The sequence below is a fragment of the Thauera aromatica genome (assembly GCF_023093595.1).
In the GTDB taxonomy this organism is placed as follows: domain Bacteria; phylum Pseudomonadota; class Gammaproteobacteria; order Burkholderiales; family Rhodocyclaceae; genus Thauera; species Thauera aromatica_A.
On sequence record NZ_JALLIK010000099.1, the window covers coordinates 47,993 to 65,131 of the forward strand.

At 68.8% G+C, this 17,139-nt stretch carries 16 protein-coding genes; 3 read left to right on the plus strand and 13 right to left on the minus strand.

Features of this window, described 5'->3' with window-relative positions; all coding sequences use genetic code 11:
• Positions 1–42 precede the first annotated feature (42 nt).
• The 6 genes from nusB to cutA are packed head-to-tail and all read right to left on the minus strand — an operon-like array spanning position 43 to position 5,153.
• Positions 43–546, minus strand: a complete 504-nt coding sequence (nusB, locus tag MXC99_RS08560) for a transcription antitermination factor NusB (protein ID WP_247725039.1) — start codon at positions 544–546, stop codon at positions 43–45.
• Complete coding sequence (gene ribH / locus MXC99_RS08565; RefSeq protein WP_247725040.1) at positions 543–1,046, minus strand: 6,7-dimethyl-8-ribityllumazine synthase; 504 nt, start codon at positions 1,044–1,046, stop codon at positions 543–545. The genes nusB and ribH overlap by 4 nt, the downstream gene beginning before the upstream one ends.
• A 21-nt stretch (positions 1,047–1,067) precedes the next feature.
• Positions 1,068–2,159 (minus strand): bifunctional 3,4-dihydroxy-2-butanone-4-phosphate synthase/GTP cyclohydrolase II, encoded by a 1,092-nt coding sequence (gene ribBA, locus MXC99_RS08570; protein WP_247725041.1) that lies wholly within the window; start codon positions 2,157–2,159, stop codon positions 1,068–1,070.
• A gap of 45 nt (positions 2,160–2,204) precedes the next feature.
• Positions 2,205–2,819 carry a riboflavin synthase gene (locus MXC99_RS08575; protein WP_247725042.1) on the minus strand — a complete coding sequence of 205 codons (615 nt, stop codon included), beginning with the start codon at positions 2,817–2,819 and terminating at the stop codon, positions 2,205–2,207.
• 55 nt (positions 2,820–2,874) lie between these two features.
• On the minus strand, positions 2,875–4,773 hold the full coding sequence (dsbD, locus tag MXC99_RS08580) for a protein-disulfide reductase DsbD (RefSeq protein ID WP_247725043.1): 1,899 nt from the start codon (positions 4,771–4,773) through the stop codon (positions 2,875–2,877).
• Positions 4,774–4,778: 5 nt separating this feature from the next.
• Positions 4,779–5,153 (minus strand): divalent-cation tolerance protein CutA, encoded by a 375-nt coding sequence (cutA, locus tag MXC99_RS08585; RefSeq protein ID WP_247725044.1) that lies wholly within the window; start codon positions 5,151–5,153, stop codon positions 4,779–4,781.
• Between the two features lie 124 nt (positions 5,154–5,277).
• Between cutA and rfaE2 the strand changes: the two genes are divergently transcribed.
• On the plus strand, positions 5,278–6,330 hold the full coding sequence (gene rfaE2, locus MXC99_RS08590; RefSeq protein WP_247725045.1) for a D-glycero-beta-D-manno-heptose 1-phosphate adenylyltransferase: 1,053 nt from the start codon (positions 5,278–5,280) through the stop codon (positions 6,328–6,330).
• A 39-nt stretch (positions 6,331–6,369) separates the two neighbouring features.
• On the opposite strand, the gene MXC99_RS08595 is transcribed toward rfaE2, so the two are convergent.
• The 7 genes from MXC99_RS08595 to MXC99_RS08625 form a co-directional block, all read right to left on the minus strand.
• Positions 6,370–6,780, minus strand: a complete 411-nt coding sequence (locus MXC99_RS08595; RefSeq protein ID WP_247725046.1) for a hypothetical protein — start codon at positions 6,778–6,780, stop codon at positions 6,370–6,372.
• A gap of 65 nt (positions 6,781–6,845) precedes the next feature.
• A complete protein-coding gene (locus MXC99_RS08600) occupies positions 6,846–7,148 on the minus strand; it encodes a nucleotidyltransferase domain-containing protein (protein ID WP_247725047.1) in 303 nt (100 codons plus the stop codon).
• Positions 7,149–7,225: 77 nt separating this feature from the next.
• On the minus strand, positions 7,226–7,549 hold the full coding sequence (locus MXC99_RS08605; RefSeq protein ID WP_247725048.1) for a Uma2 family endonuclease: 324 nt from the start codon (positions 7,547–7,549) through the stop codon (positions 7,226–7,228).
• 111 nt (positions 7,550–7,660) lie between these two features.
• Positions 7,661–9,556: a polysaccharide biosynthesis protein gene (locus MXC99_RS08610; protein ID WP_247725049.1), complete on the minus strand. Its 1,896-nt coding sequence runs from the start codon at positions 9,554–9,556 to the stop codon at positions 7,661–7,663.
• Positions 9,557–9,738: 182 nt separating this feature from the next.
• Complete coding sequence (locus tag MXC99_RS08615; protein WP_247725050.1) at positions 9,739–10,770, minus strand: MraY family glycosyltransferase; 1,032 nt, start codon at positions 10,768–10,770, stop codon at positions 9,739–9,741.
• Complete coding sequence (locus tag MXC99_RS08620) at positions 10,767–11,711, minus strand: UDP-glucose 4-epimerase family protein (RefSeq protein WP_247725051.1); 945 nt, start codon at positions 11,709–11,711, stop codon at positions 10,767–10,769. Before MXC99_RS08620 ends, MXC99_RS08615 begins: the two co-directional genes overlap by 4 nt.
• A gap of 13 nt (positions 11,712–11,724) precedes the next feature.
• Positions 11,725–13,665 (minus strand): acyltransferase family protein, encoded by a 1,941-nt coding sequence (locus MXC99_RS08625; protein WP_247725052.1) that lies wholly within the window; start codon positions 13,663–13,665, stop codon positions 11,725–11,727.
• 226 nt (positions 13,666–13,891) lie between these two features.
• Here MXC99_RS08625 and MXC99_RS08630 point away from each other — a divergent pair, with 226 nt between their 5' ends.
• Both MXC99_RS08630 and MXC99_RS08635 read left to right on the plus strand, forming a co-directional pair.
• Positions 13,892–15,643: a carbamoyltransferase family protein gene (locus tag MXC99_RS08630; protein WP_247725053.1), complete on the plus strand. Its 1,752-nt coding sequence runs from the start codon at positions 13,892–13,894 to the stop codon at positions 15,641–15,643.
• Positions 15,630–17,138: a hypothetical protein gene (locus tag MXC99_RS08635; RefSeq protein ID WP_247725054.1), complete on the plus strand. Its 1,509-nt coding sequence runs from the start codon at positions 15,630–15,632 to the stop codon at positions 17,136–17,138. Before MXC99_RS08630 ends, MXC99_RS08635 begins: the two co-directional genes overlap by 14 nt.
• Position 17,139: the final 1 nt, after the last annotated feature.

A 17,139-nucleotide genomic window follows, 5' to 3' on the forward strand; every position in this document is an offset into this window, starting at 1 on the left:
CGCTCCGGCCGGTGGCGTCGTGGCCGCCGCCGTTGCCGGGCGTCAGCCCTTCGCTGCGCGCGCGGCGTCGACTTCTTGCGGGCGCAGGCGGGCGGCGAGCTTGTCGAGGACGCCGTTGACGAACTTGTGGCCGTCGGTGCCGCCGTAGCCCTTGGCGAGTTCGATGGCCTCGTTGATCACCACCCGGTAGGGGGTGTCGAGGTTGTGGCGCAGTTCGTGGGTGCCGAGCAGCAGGATCGCGTGTTCGATCGGCGACAGCTCGCTCACCGGGCGGCTCAGCAGCGGCGTGAACACCGCGCGCAATTCGTCCGCGCTGGCGATCGCGCCGCGCAGCAGGCTGACGAACAGTTCGCGGTCGATGCGGTCGAGGCGCTCGGTTTCCGATTCCAGGTGGCGCTGCACCGTGGCCATCGCGTTTCCCGACAACAGCCACTGGTAGACGCCCTGCAGGGCCAGTTCGCGGGCCCGGCGGCGGGCCATCTTGCTCGTCGGATTGGGGCTGGCGGCGCCTTCGGGCGCAGGGTTCGGCGGGGTCGGATCCGTCATCGCAGCACCTTCAGCAGGCGGGCCATTTCGACCGCGGCGCGGGCGCAGTCGGCACCTTTCTCGCTCATGCGGGCCAGTGCCTGGTCCTCGTCTTCGGTGGTGAGCACGCCGTTGGCGATCGGCAGACCGGTGTCGAGGCCGACGCGGGTGATGCCGGCGCCCATCTCGTTCGACACCAGTTCGAAGTGGTAGGTCTCGCCGCGGACCACCGCGCCGAGCGCGACCAGGGCGTCGAAGCGGCCGCTGTTGGCCATTGTCTGCAGCACCAGGGGAATTTCCAGCGCGCCGGGCACGGTGGCGATGCGGATGTCGGCGTGGGCCACGCCCAGGCGCAACAGCTCGGCGGTGCAGGCCGACAGCAGGCCTTCGCAGATGTCGAGGTTGAAGCGCGCCATGACCACGCCGACGCGCAGGCCGGTGCCGTTGAAGTCGGGGTCGATCTCGGCGATGCCGTCGTAGCGCGACTGTTTGCGGGTGGTTTCGGGTTGGGTGCGTTGCATGGTCTTATCTTCGCGAGGAGTTCAGTTCTTGTCGACGAAACCGGTGATTTCGAGGCCGAAGCCGGTCATGCTCGGAATCTTCAGCGGGTTTGCGAGCAGGCGCATCTTGCCGACGTTGAGCGCGCGCAGGATCTGGGCGCCGACGCCGAACAGGCGTGCGTCCCAGCGCTGGATCGGACGTTCGCGGTTGTCGTCGAGGCCGGCGAGCAGCTCGCGGCCCGACATCGGGCGATAGAGAAGGACGATCACGCCGGTTTCCGCCGCGGCCAGGGCGGCGAGCGCCTGGTTGACGGGGAAGCTGTGCTTGCCGCTGCCGGAGTCGAGGAAGTCGAGCACCGAGATCGGCTCGTGCACCCGCACCAGGGTTTCGCGCTCGGGCGTGATGTCGCCGCGCGACAGGGCGAAATGGATGTCGCCGGAAGTCTTTTCCTCGAAGGCAGTGAGGCGGAAGCGGCCATGCGGCGTGTCGACGTCCTTCTCGCTGACCTTCTCCACCAGGTGCTCGGTGGCGGCGCGGTATTCGATCAGGTCGCGGATGGCGCCGATCTTGAGGCCGTGCTCCTTGCCGAAGTCGATGAGATCGGGAAGGCGGGCCATGGTGCCGTCGTCCTTGAGGATCTCGCAGATCACCGCGGCCGGCTCCAGGCCGGCGAGCTGGGCGAGGTCGCAGCCGGCCTCGGTGTGGCCGGCGCGGATCAGCACGCCGCCCTTCTGCGCGGTGAGGGGGAAGATGTGGCCGGGAGTGACGATGTCGTCCGGCTTGGCGTGGCGGGCGACGGCGACCTGCACGGTGCGCGCGCGATCGTGCGCCGAAATGCCGGTGGTGACGCCGGTGGCGGCCTCGATCGAGACCGTGAACGCGGTGCCGTGCGGGGTGCGGTTGTCGCGCACCATCTGCTGCAGTCCGAGCTGGCGGCAGCGCTCGTCGGTGAGCGTCAGGCAGATCAGGCCGCGGCCGTATTTGGCCATGAAGTTGATCGCTTCCGGGGTGACGAATTCGGCCGCCATGACGAGGTCGCCCTCGTTCTCGCGGTCTTCCTCGTCGACCAGGATGACCATTTTCCCGGCCTTGATGTCGGCGATGATGTCGGTGATCGGCGCGAGTGCGCTCATGCTGTTTCCTTTGTGGGCGTTGCGGCGGCGCTTGGTGGGCGGCATTCAGGCAGCGGAGCCGTTTTCCTCGCTGCGCCAGGCGAGCATGCGTTCGACGTAGCGCGCGATGAGGTCGATTTCGAGATTGACCCGGCTGCCGGCGCTCAGATGCCTGAGGTTGGTGACCGCGACCGTGTGCGGGATCAGGTTGATCGAAAAGTCGCGCCCGTCGACGCGATTGACGGTGAGGCTGACGCCGTTCACGGTGATCGAGCCCTTCTTCGCGATGTAGCCGGCGATCGCCGCCGGGGCGCGGATCACGAGCTCGTGGCTCTCGCCCACCGGTTCGAACTTGAGCACTTCGCCGACCCCGTCGACGTGGCCGGTGACGAGGTGCCCGCCGAGGCGGTCGGCCAGGCTCAGCGCCTTTTCCAGGTTGACTTCGGCGCCGGCGAGGTCGAGGCCGACGGTGCAGTCGAGCGTCTCGCGCGAGACGTCGAACTTCACTTTGGCGCCGTCGCGCGCGATCACGGTGAGGCACACGCCGCTGTTGGCGATGCTGTCGCCGACGATGACGTCCCCGAGGTCGAGGCCGCAGGTGTCGACGGTCAGACGCACGCCTTCGGCGAGCGGCTCGATGTGTTCGATGCGGCCGACCGCCGCGATGATGCCGGAAAACATGGGAAGGGACTGAGCCGAAAGGGAGAAAGCCGGGATTGTAGGGGAAAACGGCGTGCTACAGGGCGCGCTCCAGCACGGTGGCGAAGGGCTCGGCCTTCATGAAGCCGACCACGCGCAGCCCCTGGCGCTCCTGGCCGCGGGCGTCGAAGAAGAGGATGCCGGGCGGGCCGAACAGGCCGAAGCGCTTGAGCAGGGCCTTGTGCTCGTCGTCGTTGGCGGTGACGTCGGCCTTCAGCAGCAGCATCCGGCCCATGCGCTCGGCGACGCGGGGATCGCTGAAGGTGAAGCGCTCCATTTCCTTGCACGACACGCACCAGTCGGCATAGAAATCGAGCATGACCGGGCGGTCGGTGGCGGCCAGCCGCGCGTCGAGCTCGGCGATCGAGCGCACTTTTTCGAACTGCGGCTGCGTCACCGGCCCCCCGGCCTGGGCGCGCAGTACGGCGAGCGGCTGCAGCGGGTCGCGCGAGCCGGCAAGCGCCCCCACCAGGACCGCCGCGCCGGCGATCGCGAGCGCCACGCCGACGCCCTTGCCCAGGCGCATCCAGCCCCGCGCATGCGCAGGCAGGGGGTCGAGCGCATGCAGGAAGATGCCGGAAAACAGCAGCAGCGCCGCCCACCCCAGCATCGCCGCCAGCGCCGGCAGCACCGGAGTCAGCATCCACAGCGCCACCGCCAGCAGCAGTACGCCGAAGGTCTGCTTCACGCCTTCCATCCACGGCCCCACCTTGGGCAGCAGCGAGCGCGACGCCACCCCCACCGCGAGCAGCGGCGCGCCCATCCCCAGCCCCATCGCGAACAGCGCCCAGCCGCCGAGCACGGCGTCGCCGGTCCGGGCGATGTAGAGCAGCGCGCCGGCGAGCGGCGCGGCCACGCAGGGGCCGACGATCAGCGCCGAGAGCACGCCCATCGCGGTTACCCCGCCCAGGCTGCCGCCCTTGTTGTGGCCGGCGCTGTCGGCGAGCCGGCTCTGCAGCGCGGAAGGCAGCTGCAGCTCGTAGAAACCGAACATCGACAGCGACAACAGCACGAACACCAGGGCGAACGCCGACAGCACCCACACGTTCTGCAGCGCCGCGGTCAGCATCGTGCCGGTGAGGCCGGCGCCGACGCCGGCCAGGGCGTAGGTGCTTGCCATGCCGAGCACGTAGCCCAGGGAGAGCATGAAGGCGCGCGCGTGCGACACCTTGTGTCCCTGGCCGACGATGATTCCGGACAGGATCGGAATCATCGGGAAGGTGCACGGCGTGAACGCCAGCAGCAGGCCGAAACCGAAGAAACTGGCGAGGATCAGCGGCACGCTGGCGCCGGCGAGCAGGCGGGCGACGTCGCCGCTTTCGTCGCCCGGCGCCGCGTCCGGTCGTGGCCCTTCGGCCGGAGTCATGGTGGGCGCCGGCGATGAATCGGCGCCCGCTGCGGCTCCGGACTGGCCGATGGCGGCTGCGGTGCTGCTGCGTGGCGGGGCGCTGCTGCTGCCGCCGAACCACTGGCCGAGGAAGCCGCTTGCCGCCTGGCGCGGCGGCGCGGAGAGATCGATCGAGGCGCGCTGGGTGGTGGGCGGGTAGCAGATGCCGCCGTCCCAACACCCCTGGCTGGTGGCGATCAGCTCGAAACGGGTGAGGCCGGCGGGCGCCTGCACCGGCAGCAGGATGCGCAACGCACCGCGATGGGTTTCGACTTCGCCGAAGAAATCGTCCCGGTGGCGCTTGCCGGCCGGTTTTTCGGGGGCGCCGAGGCCGATCGTGTCCGGCTCGGCCTCGAAGCGGAACTTGTCGCCATACAGGTAGTAGTCCTTCGCCACCTCGAACACGACTTCCACCGTCTGCGCATCGAGCGCCTGTGCGCGCAGCGCGAAGGCCTTTTCGGGTTCGATCGGGTTGGCGCGCGCGGTGAGCGCGAACAGGGTCGCGAGCACGGCGAGCAGCAGGGCGCGAGGCAGGAAGAGATGCGGCATGGAGGTCATTCGGCGGAAGGGTCGGATGAAGCGGGGTCCGGCTGGGACCGCGTGGCGTTGGCGTGCACCCAGGCGAGGTAGGCGGGCAGGCCCCGCTCCACAGGGACCGCCACGATCTCGGGAAGTTCGTAGGGGTGACGGGCCCGGATCGCCGCCTCCAGCGCGGGATAGGCGGCGGTGGCGGTCTTGATCAGGAGCGGCGTCTCGATGGCCGTTTCGACCTTGCCCTGCCAGCGATATACCGAGGTGCAGGGAGCGAGCACATTGACGCACGCCGCCAGCCCGTCCTCGATCAGCGCCGCGGCCAGCGCCTGGGCGGAAGCCGGGTCGGGGAGGGTGGTGAGGACGATCAGGAAGGGGCTCTGGGGCGGCGCGTTCATGGCGGATTTGCGGGCGGCGTGCCCGGAATGCGGCTCATGTTAACATCGCACCTCCGGCCGATGCCTTTTCCCGCATCAAGTCTTTCCCGCGCGCCTGCCCGCGACCCGCATCACGAGTCCCGCCATGACCTTCATCGCCCAGTACATCGACAAGCACCTCGCCGCCGTGGCCGCGCTGCGCGCCAGCGAACCCGCGGTGGCCGCCGCCGCGCAGCGCATCGGTGCGGCGATCAATCGCGGCAACACGTTGTTGCTGTGCGGCAACGGCGGCAGCGCGGCCGACGCGCAGCACATCGCCGCCGAACTGGTCGGGCGCTTCGTCGCCGAGCGCCGCGGGTTGCCGGCGATCGCGCTCACCACCGATACGTCGATCCTCACCGCGGTCGGCAACGACTATGGCTACGACAGCGTCTTCGCCCGCCAGGTCGAGGCGCTCGCCCGGCCGGGCGACGTGGTCGTGGGGATCTCCACCAGCGGCAACAGCCCCAACGTCATCGCCGCCATGCACGCGGCGCGCGCGCGCGGCTGCGAGCTGATCGGCCTGCTCGGGCGCGACGGCGGCAGGCTGCGCGATCTGGTCGACGTCGCCGTCACCATCGGGGTGGCCGAGACCGCGCACATCCAGGAATGCCACATCATGGTCGGCCACATCTGGTGTGCCCACGTCGATGCGCATCTGGCCGCCGCCGGCACGGTCGGCGGTGACCGCCGCAGCGGCGTGCTGGGCGAAGCCGAGGCGGTCGCCGCCGTGCGCGCCGCGCGTGAGGCCGGCGCGCGCGTGGTGATGACCAACGGCTGCTTCGATATCCTTCACCCCGGCCACATCGAATATCTGGAGCAGGCGCGCGCGCTGGGCGATCGCCTCATCGTCGCGGTCAACGACGATGATTCGGTGCGTCGCCTGAAGGGCGAGCGCCGGCCGGTGAACCCGCTTGCGCACCGCCTGCGCATGCTCGCCGCGCTCGGCTGTGTGGACTGGGTCGTCCCCTTTGCCGAAGACACCCCCGAGCGCCTGATCTGCGCGGTGCTGCCCGACGTGCTGGTCAAGGGCGGCGACTACACCCCCGAACAGATCGCCGGCGGCGATTGCGTGCGCCGCGCCGGCGGCGAGGTGAAAGTGCTCGGCTTCGTGCCCGGGCACTCGACGAGCGGGCTGATCGAGAAGATCCGCGGTTGATCTTCAGGCTGGCGTTGCCCGTCTGCCGGGTGGGGCGCATCAGAGGCCCGGAAACCGTGCATCTATATGCTCTCGCATGCGCTCCAAAACGCCCAAGGCGGCGTTTGCCGACCGAATGGCCAGTTGCAGCCGGCTGAACCGCTCCTCGACCGTGTCCGGGTAGTCATGGGCGAACTCGTTGCGAATGCGGCGCAGTTCCGCCCAATGATCAGCCGAGGGCAACCAGCCCAGTTGTTCCAGCCTCGCCAGGCGGTCCAGCACCGGCATGGGGGCGATGTCTTCGCCCAATGCCCGCAGCGCTGCGGGAAACAAGCGCGCGCCCATATCGTCCTGCAGCCGGGTATATCGGTACGCGAATTGATCCAGGAGACGACGATCGCTCTTCGTGAGCGGCTCGAGATCGGCCGGCTTCAGCGCGCGTTGTGAAAGATCCTCGAGCGCGTCCTTCAACGCGTCTTCGTGTTGGGAGCAGGCCGTCAGAGCATGCCCCAGGGAAAGCAGATCGGCCGCGTGTGTCATTGAAGCCGTAGCCCGGTCTCATGGGCGACGCGAACGATCGGGCGGGTGTCGTTCGGCGACTCGATGACGACATCCACTTTTCTCTCGCCGAGGCGGCGCTCCAGCCGGGCGAGAAAGCGAATCTTCCGCAATAGACGCTCCTCGGAGCTGAGTGCCGGCGGGGCGATGAGCAGATCGATGTCGCCCCCGCGCTTGCTGTCGTCGGTGCGCGAACCGAACAGCCAGACCGATGTTCCGTCACCGAAGACATCGAGCGCCGACTGGCGGATTGCAGAGATCTGTTCGGGTGACAGCCTCATGTCTGCTCCTGACTTTGTTTATGCAAACACCTTGCAATTCTAGGGTACATCCGCGGGTGCTACTAACCGCCAGCGCTTCAAGCGCAATCAACGGGGTCCGACTCCATCGATTCGTAACCCCGTTTCCAGATCGCGGCCAACGCGCTCGATATACTCGTGCAGCGCGGCGTTGTCGATCTGATGCCACAGGCACAGGTCGACCTTCCAGGGCAGCAGCAGTTCGTCGATGTCCGTGCCCAGGCGCAGGTCGATGTCCGACCCGGGGCGCCGAAGCGATACAGCTCCACGCAGCGCTGGTCGGGGTCGACCAGCAGGTATTCGCGCTTGATGTCGGTGCGGGTTTCGCCGTCAAGGTATTCGTCGATGCCGATCCGGGCGGGGCGTGCGCGGGCGCTGCTCATGCGAGCCTCCGTGTGGGCGGGGATGCGAGGAATGATAAGCCAAAGCGCACGTGCGGGCCGCTGGGCGCGATCCCTGCGGAAATGCCTGCTGATCGAGCAGCCCGGCCGAGCTCATCCCACCACGCGCAATCGGGGCCGGGCGGCCTCCTGCGGTGCCGGATTCGCTGCGTCCGAATGCCTCGCCGGCTCGTATTCCGGCACCCAGCGCTGCAGTCCCGTGCGTACTTTTTCGTCGCTCACCGGGCCCGGCTGCGACAGCCAGTCGCCCAGTTCTTCCAGGAAAGTCCCCTCCACAGCCCGCGAGCGCGCGATGCGCAGCTTGGGGTGGGGCGTCTCGCGGGTTTCTTCGGCCGCGGCGAGTGGTTCCTCGTACAGCTTCTCGCCCGGGCGCAGGCCGGTGAACTCGATGCGGATCTCGTCCTCCGTATAGCCCGACAGCCGGATCATGTTGCGCGCGAGGTCCGCGATCCTCACCGGCTCGCCCATGTCGAGGACGAAGATCTCCCCGCCCTGGCCCATCGCTGCCGCCTGCAGGACCAGCTGCGCGGCCTCGGGAATCGACATGAAGTAACGGTTGATCTCCGGGTGGGTGACCGTCACCGGCCCGCCGCGGGCGATCTGCTCGGCGAACTTGGGAATCACGCTGCCGGTGCTGCCCAGCACGTTGCCGAAGCGCACCATCTCGAACTGGGTAGGGCCGGCGCCTGCCCGGCTCAGCGCTTCGCAGACCATTTCCGCCAGGCGCTTGGTCGCGCCCATCACGTTGGTGGGGTTGACCGCCTTGTCGGTGGAGATCAGGACGAAGCGCTCGGCGCCGTGATGCCGGGCCTGCGTCGCTACCTGCAGGGTGCCGAGCACGTTGTTGCGCACCGCCTGCCAGGCGTTGGCGATTTCCATCAGCGGCACGTGCTTGTAGGCGGCGGCGTGGAACACCAGCTGCGGCTGCCAGGCGGAAAAGATTTCGTCCACCCGGGCCGCGTCCTTGACGTCGCCGGCCAAGGGCACCACGTCCACCTCGGGCCGGTGTTCGCGGAACCATTGCTCGATGCCGTACAGGGCGAATTCGCTGGCCTCCATCAGCACCAGCCGGGCGGGGGCGAAGCGGGCGAGCTGGCGGCAAAGCTCGCTGCCGATGGAGCCGCCGGCGCCGGTGATGAGCGCGGTCTTGCCGGCGATCATCGCCTGCACGTGCGCGGAGTCGATGTGCACCGGTTCGCGGCCGAGGAGATCCTCGATGTCGACCGGGCGCATGGCGTTGATCGCGACGTGGCCGTTCATCAGGTCGTCGAGGCCGGGCACGGTGAACACATGGGCGCCGGCGCGCACCGCGATGTCGGTTGCACGCTTGAGTGCGGCGCTGGCCGCGGAGGGCATGGCCAGGATCACGTGGCTCACCTTGTAGTCGTGCAGCACCTGGGGAAGGCGCTCGATCGCGCCGACCACCGGCTGGCCGTAAAGCTCCCGCCCCCACTTCGCACGGTCGTCGTCCACCAGGGCGACCACCTGCCAGTCCGGGCTGCGCGTCAGTTCGCGCACCAGCATCGCGCCCCCGGTGCCGGCGCCGACCACCACCACCGGCTTGCCGGCGCCGATCAGGCCGCCGTACAGGCGATGCTCCTTCCACATCCGCCATGCCGCGCGGCCGCCGCCCATCACCACCAGCAGCAGCACCGGATAGAGCACGAGCATCGTGCGCGGCAAGGCGGGGGTGCCGCGGTCGATGGCGATCACGAGCGCCATCGCCACGGCGGAGACGCCGACCGCCTTCAGGACCCGGCGCAGATCGGGCAGGCTGGCGAACACCCACATGCCGCGATACAGCCCGGCCCAGCGGCAGGCGATGGCGTGGACGAGCAGCAACACCGCTCCGGCCGCAAGCAGCTTGTCGGCGTAGTGGGCGGGGAGGTCGAAATTGAAACGCAGCGCAACGCCCCCGACCCACGCCACGAGCATGGCGAGGAGATCGAAGAGGAAGACGATGGCGGAGCGGGTGGCGTTCTTGAGCATGGGGTGGCGCCGCGCCGGCCAGTCCTGTCCGGTGAGCGCGGTCGCGATTCTAACCGCTTGCCCGGGCGGGGATGGCGTGGCGGATCGATTTGTCTCACTTGCTCACAAGAAACCCCGGGCCGCCCCGCGTTTTCCCGCTCCCCGGGGGGCACGACAGCGCCGTATCCCGGAGGCGCTCGACATCACTGCTTTTCGACCGCCCCGGCGCGGAACCGGAAGGCCAGCAGCGACAGCGGAGCGTAGGCGAGCACGACGCCGGCCAGGGCACCCAGGATTCCGCTTCCCACGCCCAGCGCGAGCGGCAGCAGCCACAGCAGGTTGATCGCCGCCACCGCCAGCGTTACCGGCCGATGGCGGCCGAAGTGCCGGGCCGCGTGCTGATAGGCATGGCTGCGGTGGGCCTGGTAGAGCTTTTCGCCCCGCAGCAGGCGGCGCAGCAGGGTCACGGTGGCGTCGGTCACGAACACCCCGAGCAGGATCACCCAGGCCCAGAACAGCTGCGGCGACACCCCGCCGGCCTGCAGCGACAGCACCCCCAGGGTGATGCCGAGGAAGCCGCTGCCCGCATCGCCCATGAAAATCTTCGCCGGCGGGAAGTTCCAGCACAGGAAGCCCGCGACTGCGGCGGCCAGCACCAGCGGCAGGAGCGACAGCGCCGGATGTCCGGACAGCAGGTAGAGCGCCGCGCCGCCGAGGCAGGCGCAGACCGCTTCGACGCCGGCGATGCCGTCGATGCCGTCCATGAAGTTGTACAGGTTGAGCATCCAGACCAGGTACAGCGCGCCGAAAACGGCACCGACCCAGTCCGGCACCTGCAAGGCGGAGAAGAACGGCACGGGGGGCAGGCCGCCGAGCCAGGCCAGCGCCCAGGCGGCGGCGCTGAAATGGGCCAGCAGTCGCCAGCGTGCCGCGATGTGTCCGTGGTCGTCGGCGAAACCGACCACCGCCACCGCCCCGCCCGCGCCGAGCAGGGCCCACAGCTGCGCCGGCGCGATCATCTCCGCGGCCCACAGCGCGGGCAGCGCGAGCGCGGTGCCGAGCACGATCGCCACGCCGCCGCCCCGCGGTGTCGGCAGGGTGTGCGAGCTGCGCGCGTTGGGGATGTCGATGACGCCGCGCGCCAGTGCATAGCGGCGCAGCAGACCGGTCAGGGCGGCCGAGAAGATGCCGACCGCCAGGATCAGGCCGAGTTGCGCAAGCACGCCCACCGTCATCCCCCGAAGCCGGCGGCCGTTCGCCGCAGGCCTTCATCGGCGCCGATGGGCGGTGTCCAGCCGAGCGCTGCGCAGGTCGGTGCGATGTCCACCTGCAGGTTGCCGCACAGGCGCCGGATCATCGCCTGCCGTCCGCTCAGCGCCCCGCCCAGCGTCAGCATCCACGGCGGTACCGGCAGCAGCCGGGCAGGCACGGCCATCGCTGCGGCCAGGCGCAGCAACAGCGCGGTCGTGGACAGGTCCTCGCCGTCGGAAACCATGAAGGTCCGGTTCGCCGCGGCGGGGTGGTCGATGCAGGTCGTGATCAGGTCCACCAGGTTGTCCACCGCCACCAGCGAGCGCCGGTTGTGCCGGATGGCGCCGAGCGGCAGGGGCAGGCCGCGTGCAAGCCAGCGCATCAGGGTCTGCAGGTTGGCTTTCACGCCGGGGCCGTGGACCAGCGGCGGACGGATGAGGGTGACCTCCATGCCGGTGCGGGCGGACAGGGCGAGCAGGCCCTGCTCGGCCTCGTGCTTGGAGAGGGCGTAGGGGTCGCCGGGCGCGGGGCGGTCGTGCGCGCAAAAGGGGCGGCCCGGCGGCGAGCATTCGCCATTGACCTTGACCGAGCTGATGAAGATGAAGCGCCGCACGCCCGCACGGGCGGCCTGCCGGGCCAGTTGCAGGGTGCCGTCGACGTTGACGCGGCGGAATTCGGCGAGCGGATCGGCGGCGCCGTCGTTCATGACGTGGACGCGGGCCGCCGCATGGATGACCACCTCGCGTCCGCCAAGCAGTCCGCGCCAGTCGGCGTCGGGACCGAGGACGGGGCCGGGCTGCAGCCCGCTGCCCGGCGGCGGGCGGCGGGCGGTGCCCACCGCGTGCCGGCCCTCCGCCTGCAGCCGGCGCAGGAGGGGGCGCCCGACGAAGCCGCTCGCGCCGGTGACCAGAAGTGAGGTGCTCATCGATCTGCGGGCTTCATGTGCCGCCTTTGTCCGAGGCGAGGGAGTGTTGAAACAGCGGGATCAGCAGGGAAGCACCTTCTTGCGAGAGATGGTGCGCATCGCGATACAGCGGCTTGCCGGCGCGGAGGGCGCGGCAGCGGTCATCGTCGCAAAATGCGTGGCCCGGGTCGAGCAGCTCGAAACCGGAGGGCTCCACGGTGGCCTCGGCGATGCCGAGAATCGCCCGCAGCGCCCCTTGCTGGCGGCGGTACTCGGCGGCGGGAAGGTCGTCCGCCGGAGGCCAGCCGAACCACGCCGCGCGCGCGGCCAGGGAGGGAATGTCGCCCGACATTTCGGGGACCTGCTCGACCACCACGACGCGGATGCCGCGCGCGCGAAGCCGCTCCACCAGCGCTTCGAGGGCATCGGCAAAGCGCCGCCGGTCGGCGTCGGATTGCGCAATGGAGAGGTAGTACGACCAGCGGGCGACGAGGAAGACCTGGCGCAGCGACGGCTCGCGGTCGATGTATTCGAGCACCGCGCGATTGAATCCGGTGCAACTCGTTTTCGAACGCTTGAACTCGAGCGTGCCGAGCAGCGGCGGGCAGGCGGATTTTCCCGCAAAGCGCCCGCCGAGCCCTTCCTGCGAGGCCGCACGGTCGACGGCGGGGGCCAGCGACAGCGCATGGGAGTCTCCCCAGAGGAGGAATCCGGGCGCGCCGTTTTTGCCCAATGTGCATAGACTGCCGTCGCGGATGGCGTCGAGTCCGAGGCCCGAACAGGCTTCGCGAAAAGGGATCGGTTCTTCGGCGGTGGCTGCGGTCGCCACTACGGCTGCGGGGAGGCGCGCGGGCAGGCCGCCGGTCAGGCGCACGCCGACCCCTGCCAGGCTGGCGAGGCCGACGGTCAGTGCGGTGGCGCGGAACAGGGTGCGGCGCGTCAGTCGGCGGCTTTTCCCTCTCAGCGGGCGCTCGACGTAACGCCACGAAAGCACGGCCAGCACCAAGGTGAGGGCGGCCAGCCACAGCAGCTCGAGCCCCGCCGGGGCGCGTCCGAGGCGATAGTGGGCAAAGACGAAGAGCGGCCAGTGCCAGAGATAGAGCGAATACGACAGCAGGCCGGTGAGAACGAGTGGCCTTGCGCCGAGGACGTGATTGCACCGTGCCCCGCCCGCGCTGCCGGCGGTGATGACCATTGCCGTGCCGAGGACCGGAATCACTGCGCTGAGCCCGGGGAATAGGGTAGTTTCGTCGAAAGTGAACACGGCCTGGCCGATCAGCGCCAGGCCGGCGATCGCCAGCGCATCGCGCAGGGCGGCGGTCTGCGGTGGGGGGATCACCCGAAGCGCCAGCAGGGCACCGGCGAGCAGCTCCCATGCGCGCAGATGGGGCAGATAGAAAGCGGCCTCCGGCGCATGTCCGACGACCGCTGCTGCTGCCAGCAGGGAGAGCAGCGCGCAGCCGGCGATGATTGTTCGGAGATGGCCGGGAAACCAGCGCAGCGCCGCCAGCAGCAGGCAGGGAAAGACGATGTAGAACTGCTCTTCCACGGCCAGCGACCAAGTATGAAGAAGAGGTTTGTCGATCGCTTCGGCATCGAAATAGTCGGTTTTCTTCCAGAAATACAGGTTGGCAGCGAAGAACCATGCTGCGACCAGGCTGGATGAGAGCGCTTCCAGATCGGCCGGCAGGAACCAGATGCAGCCGGCGAGGAAGCTCGCCCCGGTGACCACCGCGAATGCCGGCAGCAGGCGCCGGATCCGGCGCTCGTAGAAGGCGGCGAAGGAAAATACGCCCATCCTCATCTCGCGGTGGAGGATCGACGTGATCAGATACCCGGAAATGACGAAGAACACATCGACGCCGACGTAACCGCCCTCGAATCCGGAAAGCCCGTAATGGAACAGGATGACGGGAACGATCGCGACCGCCCGAAGGCCGTCGATATCAGGTCGGTAGGTCGGATGAAGGCTCAAGGGGGGCGCTCAAGGCTGTTCGCGGCAAACGTGCACGAGGGCGGCAATCATGCAGTGCACGGGGGCTCGGTGCAAGGCTGTGCCGAATGCGGGAAACCGCCTGCAAGGCGCTGCAACTTGTGCTCCCCGGCATGCCGGGCGTCGTTCCCGGGCAGCGTATAATTCGCCCCCTCGAAGCCGGCATCCGCCCTGCCGCCCGCTCCCCTGTTCACCCGGAGGCTCGCCCTTGTCCCTCACCATCCTCGGCCTTTCCGGCGCGCTCACCCACGACCCCTCCGCCGCCCTCTACCTCGACGGCCGGCTCGCCGCCGCCGCCGAGGAGGAGCGCTTCGTTCGCGACAAGCACGCCAAGAACCGCATGCCTTACGAGGCGGCGAAGTTCTGCCTCGCGTTCGCCGGCATCCGGCCCAAGGACGTCGACGTCGTCGCCATTCCCTTCGCCCCGATCGGCATCACCGAAAAGGCGCGCTGGCACTATGCGAAGCGCTACTGGTACGCCCCCGACCGCGGGCTGGACGCGATTCTGCTGGGCAACCGCCGCTTCCACCGCTACCGGAAGCGCATCGAATGGTGCCTGGCGCAGCTCGGCTTCGACCTCAGGAAGGTGCGTATCGAAGCGGTCGAGCACCACCTCGCCCACGCTTCCAGCGCTTACCACTGCTCGGGCTTCACCGAGAAGACCGCGATCATGGGCATCGACGGCAAGGGCGAGTACGCCACCACTTTCTTCGGCTACGGCGAGAACGGCCGCATCCACAAGATCAAGGAGTTCTACGACCCGGATTCGCTCGGCGGGCTGTACGGCGCGATCACCGAATACCTCGGCTTCGAGATGCTCGACGGCGAATACAAGGTGATGGGCATGGCGCCCTACGGCGACCCGAGCCGCCACGACTTCTCGCGCCTGGCGAAATTCGAGCACGGCGAGCTCGTCATCAACACCGACTACGCCAACGTGATCGGCTTGCGGCGCTACAAGGAACAGGGCAAGGGCTACTACTTCTCGCCCAAGCTGATCGACTGGCTGGGGCCGATGCGCCACGGCGACATCGCCGACGACCCCTACATCCACTACGCGGCGAGCATGCAGAAGCTGTTCGAGGACCTCGCCCTGCAGATGATGGACTACTACCTCGGCGACATCCTGCGCGAGACCGGGCGGCTCGCCTTCGCCGGCGGCGGCGCGCTCAACGTCAAACTCAACCAGAAGATCATCGCCCGCCCGGAAGTGAAGGAGCTGTTCGTGCAGCCGGCCTCGGGCGATTCCGGCACCGCGGTGGGGGCGGCGTCCTACGTCTCGGTGCAGCGCGGCGTGGCGGTGGAGAAGATGGAACACGTCTATCTCGGGCCGCGCTACACCAATGAGGACGTCATCGCCGCCTGCGCCAAGCACCCGGCGCGGCCGCAGTGGCAGCGGCTCGAGGACGGCGACGTCGCGGTGCCGCAGCGCATCGCCCGGATCCTCGCCGACGGCCACCCGGTGGCCTGGTTCCAGGGCCGCATGGAGTTCGGCCCGCGCGCGCTCGGCGGCCGCTCCATCCTTGGCTGCCCGAGCGCGCCCGGGGTGGCCGACCGGATCAACGAGCAGATCAAGTTCCGCGAGCGCTGGCGCCCGTTCTGCCCCAGCATGCTCGACACCGTCGGCCCGCAGATGCTGCAGACCGACCATCCGGCGCCGTTCATGACCTTCACTTTCGAGGTCGCGGAAGAGTGGAAGACGCGCGTGCCCGAAGTGGTGCACGAGGACGGCACTTCGCGCGCCCAGGTACTGCGGCGCGAATTCAACCCGCGCTATTACGACCTGATGAAGGAGCTGGAAACGCTCACTGGCAACGGCGTGGTCCTCAACACTTCGCTCAACCGCCGCGGCGAGCCGATGATCTGCTCGCCGACCGATGCGCTCGACATGTTCTTCGGCTCGGACCTGCAGTACCTGGTGATGGAAGATGTGCTGGTGGCAAAAAATGACGCTGGCTGAAGCTGCGCGGCGCACGCGGCTGGCCACCGGGTCGGCGCGGCAGCGGCTGGCCGGCCTCGGCCCGGCGTGGCTGGCGTTCATCGGCAGCCTGTTGCTGTCGACGGTCGCGATCTACGGCAGCGCGGGGCCGAACCGGGATGGCATGCTTTACCTCGATACCGCCCGGCTGTTTCTCGACCATGGCTTCGCCGCGGCGAAGGCCAACTTCGACTGGCCCTACCTGGCGATCGGGATCGGGCTGCTTTCCAGGCTGACCGGATTCGGCGTTGAAACTACCGGCTACGCCCTGTGTGCGCTACTGCTGGCGGGCGTGTGTGCCGTGCTGGTACTGATCACTCGCCGGCAGTTTCCCGATGCCGCCTGGGCGGCCTGTCTGGTGGTACTGGCGCTACCGGCTTTCAATGCCTATCGCGATCATCTGATCCGTGAGTTCGGCTTCTGGCTGTTTTCCCTCCTGGCGTTGCTGCTCGCCCTGCGTTGGTCGGAGCGCTTGCGATGGGCGTCGGCCTTCGCTGTGCTCGGAGCGATTGCCATGGCGTGCCTGTTCCGTCTCGAGGCCGCGATGCTGCTGCCGGCGCTGCTCCTGTGGCAGGCCTTCGCTGTCGGCGGCAGTGAGCGCTGGCGCCGCCTCGTCATGCTGGGCAGCGTGCCGGCAGCGGCGCTGGCGACTGCGGCGGTGCTGGTCGGCAGTGGCGCCATCGGCGTTGACGGACGGATCGAATACTACCTGTCGGCGTCCGATCCGCTGGCCATGCTCGAGCGGTTCGGGGCTGCCGCCGAGCGCATGGCCGGCGCCGTTCTCAACAAGTATTCCGCCGACGAGGCTGGATCGATCCTGTTCTTCGGCCTGTTGTCCACCGTTCCGGCTAAATTTATGGACATGAGCGGGGTGCTGCTGGTGCCGCTGCTGTTCGCCGGACGCTGCCTGCCGCCGGGAACGTTGCTGGGGCGATGGCAGCCGCTGGGGTGGAGTTTCGCCGTCTATGCGGGTGTGCTGGTCGTGTTCCTCATGCACCAGTTCTTTCTTACCAGCCGCTACGTCGGCTTTCTCGCCATCCTGGCGGTGCCGCTGATCGCGTGCGGGCTGGCTTGTCTGCTGCGCCGCCATCGACGGTGGCGGGTGCCGGTGGTGGCGGTCATCGTCTTCTCCGCGCTGGTTGGGGTGATGCCTCCTACATCGGCAAACAACCAGTATCGGCAAGCCGGCGCCTGGCTTGCCGCCAACGTTGCCGATCGCTCGCGGGTCTACAGCGGCAGTCCGCGCACGGCTTACCATGCCGGCTGGCCGTACAAAGAGAGCGTCGACGGCATGATGAGCATGGACGACCTGGCTGCCGCCGTTGCCGCCGGACGCTATGATCTCGCCGTGCTGGAAAGCGGGCGCGGCGGTGCCGTATCGGAGGAATGGCTACGGTCGGTCGGCGTCGTCGAGATCAAGCGCTTTACCAATGCCAAGGATACTGCTGCCGTTGTCGTCCTTGCGCGACGCCGGTAGC